General features: G+C 69.3%; 10 protein-coding genes and 1 tRNA gene. 3 read left to right on the top strand and 8 right to left on the bottom strand.

The genetic code is table 11. The annotated features are described in order from the left end of the window. The first annotated feature begins 9 nt into the window (after positions 1-9). Positions 10-552 carry a TlpA disulfide reductase family protein gene (locus ACVN9Z_RS08925; protein ID WP_047993079.1) on the top strand — a complete coding sequence of 181 codons (543 nt, stop codon included), beginning with the start codon at positions 10-12 and terminating at the stop codon, positions 550-552. 17 nt (positions 553-569) lie between these two features. Here ACVN9Z_RS08925 and ACVN9Z_RS08920 read toward each other — a convergent pair whose 3' ends face one another. From ACVN9Z_RS08920 to fdnG, 8 genes are all read right to left on the bottom strand, one after another. Continuing rightward, entirely contained in the window at positions 570-1,604 is a 1,035-nt protein-coding gene (locus ACVN9Z_RS08920) for a glycosyltransferase (RefSeq protein ID WP_047993080.1), read from the bottom strand. Between the two features lie 190 nt (positions 1,605-1,794). Continuing rightward, a tRNA-Sec gene (locus ACVN9Z_RS08915) sits at positions 1,795-1,890 on the bottom strand. Between the two features lie 26 nt (positions 1,891-1,916). Beyond that, complete coding sequence (gene selB, locus ACVN9Z_RS08910) at positions 1,917-3,854, bottom strand: selenocysteine-specific translation elongation factor (RefSeq protein ID WP_104413763.1); 1,938 nt, start codon at positions 3,852-3,854, stop codon at positions 1,917-1,919. Beyond that, positions 3,851-5,284: an L-seryl-tRNA(Sec) selenium transferase gene (selA, locus tag ACVN9Z_RS08905; RefSeq protein ID WP_458213345.1), complete on the bottom strand. Its 1,434-nt coding sequence runs from the start codon at positions 5,282-5,284 to the stop codon at positions 3,851-3,853. Before selA ends, selB begins: the two co-directional genes overlap by 4 nt. A gap of 2 nt (positions 5,285-5,286) precedes the next feature. Next, complete coding sequence (fdhE, locus tag ACVN9Z_RS08900) at positions 5,287-6,222, bottom strand: formate dehydrogenase accessory protein FdhE (protein WP_035182973.1); 936 nt, start codon at positions 6,220-6,222, stop codon at positions 5,287-5,289. Positions 6,223-6,348: 126 nt separating this feature from the next. Then, positions 6,349-6,996, bottom strand: coding sequence for a formate dehydrogenase subunit gamma (locus ACVN9Z_RS08895; protein WP_006387324.1), 648 nt, complete (start codon positions 6,994-6,996; stop codon positions 6,349-6,351). Continuing rightward, on the bottom strand, positions 6,989-7,888 hold the full coding sequence (gene fdxH, locus ACVN9Z_RS08890; RefSeq protein WP_020925488.1) for a formate dehydrogenase subunit beta: 900 nt from the start codon (positions 7,886-7,888) through the stop codon (positions 6,989-6,991). Before fdxH ends, ACVN9Z_RS08895 begins: the two co-directional genes overlap by 8 nt. 10 nt (positions 7,889-7,898) lie before the next feature. Then, positions 7,899-10,967, bottom strand: coding sequence for a formate dehydrogenase-N subunit alpha (gene fdnG, locus ACVN9Z_RS08885; RefSeq protein ID WP_146221885.1), 3,069 nt, complete (start codon positions 10,965-10,967; stop codon positions 7,899-7,901). A gap of 271 nt (positions 10,968-11,238) precedes the next feature. Here fdnG and ACVN9Z_RS08880 point away from each other — a divergent pair, with 271 nt between their 5' ends. Beyond that, a complete protein-coding gene (locus ACVN9Z_RS08880; RefSeq protein ID WP_054443736.1) occupies positions 11,239-12,786 on the top strand; it encodes a DUF1254 domain-containing protein in 1,548 nt (515 codons plus the stop codon). 77 nt (positions 12,787-12,863) lie between these two features. Then, on the top strand, positions 12,864-13,361 hold the full coding sequence (locus ACVN9Z_RS08875; RefSeq protein WP_006387319.1) for an acyl-CoA thioesterase: 498 nt from the start codon (positions 12,864-12,866) through the stop codon (positions 13,359-13,361). The last annotated feature ends 246 nt before the right edge of the window (positions 13,362-13,607 follow it).

Here is a 13,607-nt window from a genome sequence, read left to right as displayed (position 1 = left end):
CGCGCGCCCATGGTCAGCCGCCGCCACCTGCTGCAATCCGCCCTGTCGCTGGCGGCGCTGCCCGGCTGGGCCCGCGCCGCCGCCAGTGACAGCGCCCTCAAGGCCGCCACGGGTCCCGACTGGGCCGCCTGGACCGCCGCGACGCCGCCGCTGGTCCTGCCCGACCTTGCGGGCCGCGAGCAGAAACTTGCCGCCTGGCGCGGCAGCGTGGTCATTGTCAGCTTCTGGGCCACCTGGTGCGACCCCTGCCGCGACGAAATCCCGCTGATGTCCGCCATGGCCAGGCGCCACCGCGAAGAAGGCCTGCGTCTGGTCGCCGTGAACGTCGGCGAAGCGCTGGGCAAGATCACCACCTTCCTGGCCAAGTGGCCGGTCGCCGGCACCGTCCTGCACGATCGCAACAGCAGCGCCGCCAGGCAATGGGATGCCATCGGCCTGCCCGCCAACTACCTCGTCGACCGCGGCGGCCGCATCCGCCACTGGCACCTGGGCGCGCTGGACTGGCAGGCCGCGAACGTCAACGGCGTCGTCACCAGGATGCTACGCGCGTGATTGTGCTTGCGGGGCTGCTACCGCGTGACGGCCATATCCGGCGTGAAAGCGCCCTTGCCTCGCGCCATTCGTCTCAGGCGCCGGTATGCCTTGAACACCCGCCGCAAGTCGGTGACGCCGCGCGCATGGCGGACCAGCCGCGGCCAGGCGCGCAGGTCGAGCATCGACCGCGCCAGCTGGGCGCGCGCTTGCGGGTTTTCGACGTCCTTGCGAAGCAGGTCGACAAAGCACAGGAGTTCATGCAGGACGTGGCGCACGATCGAGACGCGGGTTCTCTGGCCGAGGTCCTGCCGCCTGGACAGCGCCAGCAGCGTCTCGATGATGTGAACGTAGCTGACGCCGCGCCACTGGCGTATCCGGGCTGACGGCGAAAGGGTTATCGAGTCGGGGTTGCGGCGATAGCCGTACACCGGCTCGGACGCGAAGCCCATGCGCCTGGCGACCAGCGCAAGTTGGGTGGTCCACAGGATGTCCTCGTGAAATATCGAGGGATCGAACGCCAGGCCGTGTCGGGTGATGAGTTCGCGCTTGACCAATTGCAGGCAAACATAGTGCGGCCATTCGCCGATGGCGACGCAGTGCGCGATCCAATCCTCGCCCGTCATGGCGCCGGCGGTCGGTTGTCGGGTGAGGACGGGGGACCGGGGCAGGGGCGCAGGCGCGTGCGTGAACCGGTACGCGTTTCCGACCAGCACCTCCAGCCCCTGCGAAACGGCCTGTTCGTGCCACCGGGCGAGTCCGGCCGAGGGCAGGAGATCGTCGGCGTCGGCGAAGGCGACCCAGGCGCCGCGCGCGGCCCGCAGGCCCGCATTGCGCGCGGCGCCGAGTCCCTGATGGGGTTGCCTGAGGATGCGAAGGCGCGCGTCCGTGGCGCCGCGCGCCTGCAGGATCGCCACGCTGCCATCGGTGGAACCGTCGTCGACCGCGATCACTTCCAGGCTCAAGGCGGCGTCGGCCAATAGCGCGTCCAGTTGGTCGGACAGATACCGTTCACAGTTATATACCGGCACGATCAGGCTGACCTGCGGCGCAGTGGGTTCGACGTGGCTCATGTTCTGTTCAGGCGTGGGCTTACGGGAGCGCCGCGCCTTGAACCCCATGCGGTGGCATGGGTTTACGAGCAGGATGTCTTGTCCGATGGGCGCGGGCGGATCGGTAAGCTACGCCGGATTCAGCGGGCCGGGGAACAAGACGGACAAATGCAGGACCGATCCGGATACTTGCGATCCGGCAGCCACGAATTGGCGGAAGGCAGCAGGAGTCGAACCTACCTGGGAACGTCTGACGTCCCCAACCGGGTTTGAAGCCCGGCCGTGCCACCGGGCACGGATGCCTTCCAGAGAAAACCGCCGATGAAAGACCGCCTATGATACCGCCTGGCCCGCCCCGAGATACGCGCTGTCGTTGCGCAGCACGTGGGTATCGCGCAGCCGCCGCGTCAAGCCGGTCCGATCGAAGAACTCCAGGATCTGGATCGCGCGCTTGCGGCCCAGCCCCGTCGCATCCCTGAAGGCCGCCGCGTTCAATCCTTCGGGCCTTGCCGCGAGATCGATCGCCAGCGCCACCAGCTCGGCCACCCGCTCGCGATGGTAGAACAGATCCTTCACCACCTGCGCCACCTCGCCGCGCCGCAGCAGCTTGCGCAGCACCTGCCGCACCCGCTCTTCCGGCTCGCCCTGCGCGCGCGCCAGGTCGCGCACCCAGGGGGGATCGTAGGCCCCGGCGGCCAGCAGCGGCAGCAGGCGCAGCGCGAGTTCCGCCTCGGCCTCGGCCAGCGCCGCGGTGTGGCCCGGCAGATGCAGCCAGGGTCCGTTGCGCAGCACCCGGCCCTGCTGCCGCAGGTCTTCCAGCAACCCCTGCCACAACGCCTCGGAGGCGGCCGGCAAGGCCATGCGGCGCAGGCGGGAGCCGTCGGGGCCCGGTTCGTCCGGCGCGCCCTGGTGGAAGGTCGCCAGCGCCTGCTCCACCCGTGTCCGCAGCGCTTCCCAGTGCGTGGCCAGGATCAGCGTGCGCGCGCCCTGCGGCGTGCGCGGCTCGATCCAGATCGCCCCCTCGGGCGCCGCCAGGTCGCGCACCGGCCAGCCTGCCAGGCGTTGCAGCGTCGTTTCGTCCAGGCCCAGCGCGGCCTGCGCCAGCAGCGGTTGCAGCCCGCCGCCGTCCAGCATGTCCGCCACGCCTTGCAGCCACTGCATCCGCGCCGGCGCGCGGCGCTTGCGGTCCGGCGCGTTCGGATCGAGCACCCGGCCGCCGCCCACGGTGCGCGTGGCCTGGGCGTTGCGCACGATGTAGCGGTCGCCCGGCATCGCGCACACCGGCTCATCGAACACCAGCTGCACCCAGCCCGACTGGCCCGGGGCCAGCGCGTCGGCCGACAGCGGCACCACGTGCGCCACCTGCCGCGCCGCGCCGATGTGCACGTGCAGCGGCGTCCAGGCCCGCAGCGGCGCATCGGCCGAAGGCAGCAGCGTCAAGGCCACATCGACGTGGCGCGACGGCAGGAAGCAGCGCGCATCGGCGATCCAGTCGCCGCGCGTGATCGCGCTCTTGTCGATCCCCGCCAGGTTCAGGGCGCAGCGCTGGCCGGCCGCGCCGGTCTCGCTGGGCTGGTTCTGCGCGTGGATGCCGCGCACCCGCACCCGCGTGCCCGCCGGCATCAGGCGCAGGTCGGCATCGTCGTCGCCGGCGCGCGCGCGGCCGCCATGCGCGGTGCCGGTCACCACGGTGCCGTGGCCGGCCAGCGTGAAGACGCGGTCCACCGCCAACCGGAACAGGCCGGCGCCATCGCGCGCGCCCAGCGCCTGCGCAACCTCGTCCAGATGCTGCTTGAGCCGCGCCACGCCTGCGTCGCCGGCGCGCGCCGCGCATACCTCGAACAGGGGCGCGTCCTGCAGGAACGTATCCGCCGCCAGTGCCGCGATCTCGCCGCGCACCGCCGCCAGCCGGGCGGCGTCGGCGCGATCGGCCTTGGTCAATGCCACCGCCCCGCGCGCCACGCCCAGCAGCGCCAGGATCGCCAGGTGTTCGCGGGTCTGTGGCATGACGCCGTCATCGGCCGCCACAACCAGCAGGCCGAAGTCGATGCCGCTGGCGCCGGCAGCCATGGTGTGCACCAGCTTTTCGTGGCCCGGCACGTCGATGAAGCCCAGCACGTCGCCGTTGGGCAGGGGCGTGTAGGCGTAGCCCAGCTCGATCGAGATGCCGCGCGCCTTTTCTTCCTTGAGGCGGTCGGTATCGACGCCCGTCAGCGCCCGCACCAGCGTGGTCTTGCCATGGTCGATATGGCCGGCGGTGCCGACGATCATGCCCGCGGCTCCGTGGATTGCGCCGCGAGTCCGGCGAGCTGCTCGGTGAAGGCGGCCTCGTCGCGCGCCTCCAGGCAGCGCAGGTCGAGCCACAGCGCGTCATCGGCGATGCGGCCGATCACCGGCACCGGCAGGTGGCGCAAGCGGGTTTCCAGCCGGTCCAGATGGCGCCCGGGACGGCCCTTGCCACGGTAGCGCACCGCCAGCCCGTGGCTGGGCAACTGATCCACCGGCAACGCGCCGCTGCCGATCTGGCTGTACATCGGCACCGCCTCGACCTCGTAGTCGGCGCCCGCCGCGTGCGCCAGCACGCCGCGCAGGCGCTCGGCCATGGGCTGGATCTCGCGCTGCGGCCGGGTCAGCAGGCGCAGCGTGGTCAGGCGCTGCGCCAGGAATTCCGGCGCGCGGTACAGCTGCAATACCGGTTCCAGGGCCGCCAGCGTCAGCTTGCCCACGCGCAGGGCGCGCTTGAGCGGGTTCTTCTTGATCTTGCGGATCAGGTCGGCGCGCCCCACCAGCAGGCCGGCCTGCGGACCGCCCAACAGCTTGTCGCCGCTGAAGGTGACCAGGTCGGCGCCGGCGGCGATGGTCTCGCGCACCGTGTCCTCGCGCGGCAGGCCGAACTGGGTCAGGTCCACCAGCGTGCCGCTGCCCAGGTCCACCGTGGCCGGCAGGCCGCGCGCATGCGCCAGCGCCGCCACCTCGGCCACGCCGACGCTCTTGGTGAAGCCGGTGACGGCGTAGTTGCTGCAATGCACCTTCATCAGCATCGCGGTGCGCGGGCCGATGGCGTTCTCGTAGTCGGCGGCATGGGTGCGGTTGGTGGTGCCCACCTCGACCAGCCTGGCGCCGGCGCGCTTCATGATGTCGGGGATGCGGAAGGCGCCGCCGATCTCGACCAGTTCGCCACGCGACACCACCACCTCGCGGCGATCGGCCAGCGCGTTCAGCATCAGCAGCACGGCGGCGGCGTTGTTGTTGACCACGGTGGCGGCCTCGGCCCCGGTCAGTTCGCACAGCAGGTCGTCGATCAGGTCGTCGCGGTCGCCGCGGCCGCCGCTGTCCAGGTCGAACTCCAAATTGGCCGGCGTGGTCAATGCGCGCAGCACCGAGGCCACCGCCTCGTCGGGCAGCAGCGCGCGGCCGAGGTTGGTGTGCAGCACGGTGCCGGTCAGGTTGTAGACGGCGCGCAGGCGCGGCCCGGCGGCGCGCGCCAGGGCGCCGTCGACGGCGGCGGCCACGGCGGTCTCGGCCAGCTCGGCGCGCGGCAGTTCACCCGCCAGGGCGCGCTGCCGCAGCCCGTCCAGGTGCCGGCGCAAGGCGGCCACCACCTGCGTGCGGCCATGCGTGTCCAGCGCCGCGGCCAGCGCCGGCGCGTTCAGCAGCCGGTCGAGCGCGGGAATGTCGGCGGCGGCGGCGAACCCGGTCATGGCTATTCCTCCTCGGCGCCGTGCCACAGCAGCGGGTTGCCGCTGGCGCGCGAATAGCCGGCCTCGCCCACCAGCACGTCCAGCATCAGGCTGGCGAGGTCGTCGGCCACCGGCTCCACGTGCAGGTCCTTGTCCTGATAGAAGATCTTGCGGTAGGTGTGGCAGCGGTCGCAGGTCTCGGCCTTGATGGCGGGCGCGCGGCCCTCGATGGCCTGGTAGGCCACGGATTCGACGTCCTCGCAGTGCGAGCACTTGACGCGCACCATGTGCCACTGGGTCGCGCACAGGCTGCAACACAGGTAGCGGTAGCCTTCGAACTGCCCGCCCACCCGCACCACGCTGGCCACCGGCAGGCTGGCGCAGACCGGGCAGACGCCGAAGGGCGAGGCCACCGGCAGCTGCTTTTCGTCGAAGCGGCTGGCCAGGTCGGTCCAATACACCTGCAAGGCGGCCATGACGAACGGCGCGGCGGCGCCGTCGACGCCGCGATGCTGCTCCGACAGCACCGCCTCGGCCAGGTCTTCGAGCGATTCGGTGTCTTCGTCGAGCGCTCGGCGCAGCGCCGAGCAGACTTCCAGCGCCTCGGCCGGCACGTCCTGGCCGCCGGCGACCTCGTCGACCAGCTGGCGCAGGATGTCGCGCCACAGCGGGTCGCGCGGCCATCCCACCGCCTGCAGCGGCGGCATGCCATGAGCCTGCGCCAGGGCGATGCGGTCTTCCGAGGCCGGCGGCGCGTTGCAGCCGCGCAGGGCGTTCTGCTGGGCGTCGACCAGCCGCGCCATCAGCAGCAGGTAGTCGGCCACCGGGCTATCCACGGCCAGTTGCCGCAAGCGCGCCGCGCGCGTCGCGAAGACCGAATCGCGCGCCGGCAGCTGGATGCGGGGGATGGTGTTGTGGTCTAGCGCTTCGATCTCGCCGCGCGGAAGAATTCGCTGCAATTGCGTCTCCAGATAAACAAACACGGCTGCCGCCCCGACAGGGGGAGGCAGCCGTGCGGTGGGATCGGGCGGGATCCACCCGGCGGAGCCGCCACCGCCTGGTGGCGCCCGCCGCGCGGGGCCCGCTTACTTCGTCGTGGACTGCTTGCCGATTTGTTCCCGGAACCAGGCGCGGTGGTGCTTCCATGCCCAGCCCGCGGTCACGTAGCCACGCAGCATCGCCGTGAGCGAGCCCTTGACCCAGATCGCCGCATAAATATGCACAATGATCGCGCAAATCAGCACCAATGCACAAACGGCATGCAGCACCGAGGCGGCGCGCACCACCCAGATCGGGAAGTAGAAGGCGAAGAACTCGCGCCAGATCACGATGCCGCTGGCGAACAGCCCCAGCATGCACAGGATCAGCACGTAGAACAGCAGCTTCTGGCCGGCGTTGTACTTGCCGACCTCGGGCAGCTTGTCCTCGCGGTTCTCGACCACGTCGTTGAGCTGGCTCAGCCATTGGCGGTCGGCCTTCGTCATCAGGTTGTGGCGCCACATGTGGCCGGCGAACACCACGAAGCAGAAGAACATCACCAGTCCGATGAACGGATGCAGGATGCGGGTCCAGGGACCGCCGCCGAACAGGTTGGTGAGCCAGAACATCGACGGGTGGAACAGCGCCAGCCCGGACAGCGCCAGCAGGATGAAGGTGAAGGCGATGATCCAGTGGTTGGTGCGCTCGCCGGGCGAATAGCGCTTGATCCGGCGGTGATGGCGGTCGTCACTCATGGCGGATCTCCTGTTCGGCACGGCGTTCGTCTTCCTCGTCGACCTCGTTGCGGCCGACGCGGGCGTAGTGGAAGAAGCCGGCCAGCGCCGTCAGCGCCATGGCGGCCACCCCCAGCGGCTTGGCGATGCCCTTCCACAGCGAGACCATCGGGCTGATCTGCGGCTCCTTGGGCAGCCCGTGGTACAGCCCGGGCTGGTCGGCGTGATGCAGCACGTACATCACATGGGTGCCGCCCACGCCTTGCGGATCGTACAGGCCGGCCTGCTCGAAGCCGCGCGACTTCAGGTCCTCGATGCGCTCGGCGGCGTGCTGCTTCATGTCGTCCTTGGTGCCGAACACGATGGCGCCGGTGGGGCAGGCCTTGACGCAGGCCGGCTCCTGGCCGACAGCCACGCGATCGGAACACAGGGTGCACTTGTACGCCTTGTGGTCCTTCTTGCTGATGCGCGGCACATTGAACGGGCAGCCGGTGATGCAGTAGCCGCAACCGATGCAGTTCTCTTCGTGGAAATCGACGATGCCGTTGGTGTACTGGATGATGGCGCCCGGCGAGGGACAGGCCTTCAGGCAGCCCGGGTCCTCGCAGTGCATGCAGCCGTCCTTGCGGATCAGCCACTCCAGGTCGCCTTGCGGGTTCTCGTATTCCGAGAAGCGCATGACGGTCCAGGAATGCTCGGTCAGGTCGGCCGGGTTGTCGTAGACGCCGACATTGGTGCCGATCTCGTCGCGCAGATCGTTCCACTCCATGCACGCGCTCTGGCAGGCCTTGCAGCCGATGCACTTGGAGACGTCGATCAGCTTGGCCACGGACCCGGTGACGGGCTCGCGGATGCCGGGCGGCGGCGTGGTGGTGGCCGAGCGCCGTTTGATGTCGAGGGATTGCATAGACATGAGCGCTCTCCTAGATCTTCTCGACCTGCACCAGGAACGACTTGAATTCCGGTGTCTGCGAATTGCCGTCGCCCACGAACGGGGTCAGGGTGTTGGTCAGGAAGCCCGGTTTGGCAATGCCGACGAAGCCCCAGTGGATCGGGATGCCGACGTGATAGACGGTCTTGCCCTCGATGGTCAGCGGCCGCAGGCGCTTGGTGACCAGCGCCACCGCCTTGATGTAGCCGCGGTTGGACGACACCTTCACGCGCGAACCGTTGGCGATGCCCAGTTCCTTGGCCATGACTTCGCTGATCTCGACGAACTGCTCGGGTTGCAGGATCGCGTTGATGCGGACGTTCTTGGTCCAGTAGTGGAAGTGCTCGGTCAGGCGGTAGGTGGTGGCCACGTAGGGGAACTTGTCCACCGTGCCCATCGCCGCCAGGTCGTCCTTGAACACGCGCGCCGCCGGGTTGCTGGTGACGCCCTTGGCCTTCGGATACAGCGGGTTGTAGCCCAGCGGCGTCTCGAACGGCTCGTAGTGTTCCGGGAACGGCCCTTCGGCCATGCCGGCGCGCGCGAAGAAGCGCGCCACGCCCTCGGGGTTCATGATGAACGGGCCCATGCCGCCGTCGGGGTTTTCATCGCCCTTGAAGTCGGGGATGTCGGCGCCGACCCAGGCCTTGCCGTTCCACGAGATCAGGCTGCGGCGCGGGTTGAAGGGCTTGCCCGCCACGTCACAGGAGGCGCGGTTGTACAGGATGCGGCGGTTGGCCGGCCAGGCCCAGGCCCAGTTCAGGGTCTGGCCGATGCCGGTCGGATCGCTGTTGTCGCGGCGCGCCATCAGGTTGCCGCCGGGCCCCCAGGCGCCGGCGAAGATCCAGCAGCCGCTGGCGGTGGAACCGTCGTCGCGCAGTTCGGCAAAGCCGGCCAGCTGCTCGCCGCCCTTGCGCGTGACCTTGGTCGGGTCCTTGGGGTCGACCAGGTCCACCAGCGCCTTGCCCGAGTATTCCTTGGCCAGTTCTTCCGCGGTCGGGCTCTGCGGGTTGGAGTACGGCCAGGACAGGTTGACGATGGGGTCGGGGTACTTGCCGCCCTCTTCCTGGTACATCTTGCGCAGGCGCGTGAAGATCAGCGACATGATCTCGATGTCGCTCTTGGCCTCGCCCGGAGGCTCGGCGCCCTTCCAGTGCCATTGCAGCCAGCGCCCGGAGTTCACCAGCGCGCCGTCTTCCTCGGCAAAGCAGGTGGTGGGCAGGCGGAACACCTCGGTCTGGATCTGCTTGGGATCGACGTCGTTGGCCTCGCCGGCATTGCGCCAGAATTCCGAGGTCTCGGTGACCAGCGGGTCCATGATGACCAGGAACTTGAGCTTGGCGAAGCCCGCGTTCAGCTTGGCCTTGTTGGGCGCGGCCGCCAGCGGGTTGAAGCCCTGCGCCAGGTAGCCGTTCATCTTGCCCTGGTTCATCAGCTCGTAGACCTGCAGCATGTCGTAGAGCTTGTCGAGCTTGGGCAGGTAGTCGAACGCCCAGTTGTTCTCGGCGGTCGCGGCCTTGCCCCACCAGGCCTTCATCAGGCTCACGTGGAACTTGCCGTAGTTCTGCCAGTAGCTGAGCTGGTTCGGCCGCAGCGGCTTGAGCGCGCGCGTGGCGATGTACTTGCCGTAGTCCTGCTCCGGCTCGTTGGGCAGCGTCATGTAGCCGGGCAGCAGGTTCGACATCAGGCCCAGGTCGGTCAGGCCCTGGATGTTCGAGTGCCCGCGCAGCGCGTTCATGCCGCCGCCGGCGATGCCGATATTGCCCAGCAGCAGCTGCACCATGGCGCCGGTGCGGATGATCTGCGAACCGATCGAGTGCTGCGTCCAGCCCAACGCGTACAGGATGGTGGCGGCCCGGTCGGTGGTGGCGGTGGACGCCAGCATCTCGCAGACCTTCAGGAACTTGTCGCGCGGCGTGCCGCAGACGCGTTCGACCATCTCTTCGGTATAGCGCGAGTAGTGCTTCTTGAGCAGCTGGTAGACCGAACGCGGATGCTCCAGCGTCGGGTCGGTCTTGACGTAGCCGTCATCGCCGCGCTCGTAGTCCCAACTGGCCTTGTCGTAGGTCCGCTTGTCGGCGTTGTAGCCGGAGTACAGGCCCGCGTCGAACGCGAAGTCCTCGCGCACGATGTAGGAAAAGTCGGTGTAGTTGCGCACGTACTCGTGCTGGATCTTGTCGTGATCCAACAGGTACTTGATGACGCCACCCAGGAAGATGATGTCGGTGCCGGTGCGTATGGGCGCGTAGAAGTCCGCCACGGATGCCGAGCGCGTGAAGCGCGGATCCACGACGATCAGCTTCGCCTTGTTATGGGCTTTCGCTTCCGTGACCCATTTGAACCCGCACGGGTGGGCCTCGGCGGCATTGCCGCCCATGATCAGTACTACGTCCGCGTTCTTGATGTCGACCCAATGGTTCGTCATCGCTCCACGGCCAAACGTCGGGGCAAGACCTGCCACCGTCGGGCCATGTCAGACACGGGCTTGGTTGTCGAACGCCAGCATCCCCATGCTACGCACGGTCTTGTGCGTGATGTAGCCCACCTCGTTGCTGCTTGCCGAGGCGGCCAGCATGCCGGTGGTCAGCCACCGGTTGACCGTCTTGCCGTCTTCGGTCTTTTCGACGAAGTTGGCGTCACGGTCGGCCTTCATGAGCTTGGTGATGCGCGTGAGCGCGTCGTCCCAGGAAATACGTTCCCACTTGTCCGAACCGGGCGCCCGGTATTCCGGGTACTTCAGGCGGTTGGGACTGTGGATGAAGTCGATCAGGGCCGCGCCCTTGGGACAGAGCGTGCCGCGGTTGACCGGGTGGTCGGGGTCGCCCTCGATGTGCATGATGCTGGCGCGGGCATTCTTGGCGCCATCGCCCAGGCCATACATCAGCAGACCACAGGCGACCGAACAGTAGGGACAGGTGTTGCGCGTTTCCGTCATGCGCGCAAGCTTGTACTGGCGCACTTCGGCCATGGCCGTGCCGGGGGCTGCCCCCAGCAATGCCAGGCTCGAGCCAGCCAGCGTGGTACCGGTCACCTTGAAGAACTGGCGGCGGTTCATGTTGACCATGAAGCACTCCTCTCCGGGTGAATAAGGGGAAAGCGCGGGCCGGTCCGGGGAAAAGCCCTACGAATTCCAAGGATTTGCAAGCAAGTATAGGCGCAGCGCGGGCGAGTTGCCATGCCTTGCGTCCCCCGAACGCGAAACCCGGCAATGAGAACGATTTACGGCCAGGATCGGGCTTTTTCGTGGATTTTGGATCATCGCGAGGCTGCTACCATTGCCGGCGGCGGGTTCCGACCCGTTTTTCCGCCCGTCCCGCATGCCTGTTGGAGCGCCGATGCGCCGTTTTGCCCCCCTGGCCCTGTCCCTGTCGCTGGCCGCGCCCGGCCTGGCGCCGGCGCCGGCCATCGCCGCGCCGGCGCTGACCCCGGCGGCGGCGGCCACCGAGTCCGCCCGCGAAGCGGCAATGGAAGGCTACCTGTACTTCTACCCGCTGCTCACGCTGGACCTGACCCGGCGCCAGTTCACGCATCCGTCGCAAAGCGAGCAGGGCGCGCCCGCCAATGCCTTCCTGCACACCCGCGCCCTGCCCCGCCCCGGGTCGGCCACGCCCTGGGCCAATCCCGACATGCTGCGCAGCAGCGCCTGGCTCGACCTGAGCGCCGGCCCGGTGGTGCTGTCGGTGCCGGACAGCCAGGGACGCCTGTATACGCTGACCCTGCTGGACCTGTGGAACGAGGCCTTCGCCACGATCGGCACGCGCAGCACCGGCACCGCCCGCGGCAATACCGCGATCGTGCCGCCGGGCTGGACCGGCACCCTGCCCTCGGGCATGCCGCGCATCGACGCCCCCACGGCGTACGTCTGGGCCCGCTCCCTGATCCAGGCCGACGGTCCGGCCGACTATCCGGCGGTGCACGCCCTGCAGGACGGCTTCACCCTGACGCCGCTGGCGCAGTGGAACCTGCCGGCGCAGTCGCAACGGGTCAAGGCCGACCCCTCGCTGGACCTGAAGACGCCGGTGCGCGAACAGGTCGAGTCGATGCCGACCGACGCCTTCTTCACCTACGCCGCCGAGCTGCTGCGCCGCAACCCGCCTCACGCCACCGACCAACCGGTGCTGGCCAAGCTGCGCCGGGTCGGGCTGATCCCCGGCCGCCCGTTCGACTTCGACAAGCTCGACCATCCGGTCAAGCAGGGCCTGCGGCGCGGCCTGCGCGAAGCGCGCGAACGCATGCAGGCCGCCGCCGGCGTCAGCCTGAGCAGCGTCAATGGCTGGCAGCGGGAGACGGCCAGCGTCGGCGTCTACGGCAACGCCTACCTGCGGCGCGCGCTGTCGGCCCAGGCCCAGCCGGGCGCGGGACTGCCCGAGGACCTGTCGGCGCTGCTGCTGGCCGCCGACAGCCAGGGCCGGCCGCTGGACGGCGCCCACCGCTATACGCTGCATTTCGACGGCGGCCAGTTGCCGCCGGCCGGCGCGCTGTGGTCGCTGGCCGCCTACGACGCGCAGGGCCTGCCCGTGGCCAACCCGATCGAGCGCTACACGCTGGGCGAGCGCGATCCGCTGCAATACAACGCCGACGGCTCGCTCGACCTGCTGATCAGCCACACCGCCCCCGAGCCCGGCGCCCAGGCCAACTGGCTGCCGGTGGCGGCCGGCGGGCCTGTGTACGTGCTGCTGCGCGTCTACGCCCCGGGCCCGGCCTTGCTGGACGGGCTGTGGACGCCGCCGCCCGCGGTGCGCGACGACCCGCAGCCCGAGCCGGAACCCGCGCCCGAGCCGGAACCCCGGGCGCAGGCCGCGACGGCGCCCGCCGCAACTCCCCCCGCCAAGGCGCCTCCCGGCGCTCCGGCCACGGCCCCAGGCCCCGCGAAGAAACCCTGACAAAGACGCCGGCGACGGCGCCATGACAGGGTTTCGCCACTACCATAGGCGTTTTGTCGCCGAGTAGAACGCCCGCCATGGACGAAGCCTTTAGCCACCAACTGTCGATGACCATCCTGATGACGCCCGATATGGCGAACTTTTCAGGCAATGTGCACGGCGGAACCATCCTCAAGTACCTGGACCAGGTCGCCTACGCCTGTGCCAGCCGCTACGCCGGCCAGTACGTCGTGACCCTGTCGGTCGACCAGGTCGTGTTCCGCGAACCGATCCACGTCGGCGAGCTGGTGACCTTCCTGGCGGCGGTGAACTACACCGGCCGCACCTCGATGGAAATCGGCATCAAGGTGGTCACCGAGGACATCCGCAGGAAGCTGGTGCGCCACACCAATAGCTGTTACTTCACGATGGTGGCGGTGGATGACAACGGCGCGCCCACCGCCGTGCCGCCGCTGGCGCCGCGCAACCTCGAGGAAACACAGCGCTTCGAGGCCGCCCGCCTGCGCCGCGAGCTGCGCCAGGAAATGGAACGTCGCCACGACGAAATCAAGCGCGAGACCACCCATGAAGGGTGAGAGCCCCCACGCCGCGCGCGCTTCGCGCGCTAGCTACCCCCAAAGGGGGCTGCCCGCCCTTGGGGGCGGCCCGGCGGGCGGGCGGAAGGAACGGACCCCCACGCCGCGCGCGCTTCGCGCGCTAGCTGCCCCCCAAGGGGGCTGCCCGCCCTTGGGGCGGCCCGGCGGGCGGGCGGTAGGAAAGGACCCCCACGCCGCGCGCTTCGCGCGCTAGCTGCCCCCCGAGGGGGCTGCCCGCCCTTGGGG

This window comes from Achromobacter sp. KK8 (assembly GCF_054188005.1).
This window is presented reverse-complemented; position numbering and strand designations above follow the sequence as displayed.

Bases quoted from the DNA above. Each gene is read 5' to 3' on its own strand.
- ACVN9Z_RS08925 (WP_047993079.1), top strand. From the start codon at position 10: ATGGTCAGCCGCCGCCACCTGCTGCAATCCGCCCTGTCGCTGGCGGCG.
- ACVN9Z_RS08920 (WP_047993080.1), bottom strand. From the start codon at position 1,604: ATGAGCCACGTCGAACCCACTGCGCCGCAGGTCAGCCTGATCGTGCCG.
- selB (WP_104413763.1), bottom strand. From the start codon at position 3,854: ATGATCGTCGGCACCGCCGGCCATATCGACCATGGCAAGACCACGCTG.
- selA (WP_458213345.1), bottom strand. From the start codon at position 5,284: ATGACCGGGTTCGCCGCCGCCGCCGACATTCCCGCGCTCGACCGGCTG.
- ACVN9Z_RS08895 (WP_006387324.1), bottom strand. From the start codon at position 6,996: ATGAGTGACGACCGCCATCACCGCCGGATCAAGCGCTATTCGCCCGGC.
- fdxH (WP_020925488.1), bottom strand. From the start codon at position 7,888: ATGTCTATGCAATCCCTCGACATCAAACGGCGCTCGGCCACCACCACG.
- ACVN9Z_RS08880 (WP_054443736.1), top strand. From the start codon at position 11,239: ATGCGCCGTTTTGCCCCCCTGGCCCTGTCCCTGTCGCTGGCCGCGCCC.
- ACVN9Z_RS08875 (WP_006387319.1), top strand. From the start codon at position 12,864: ATGGACGAAGCCTTTAGCCACCAACTGTCGATGACCATCCTGATGACG.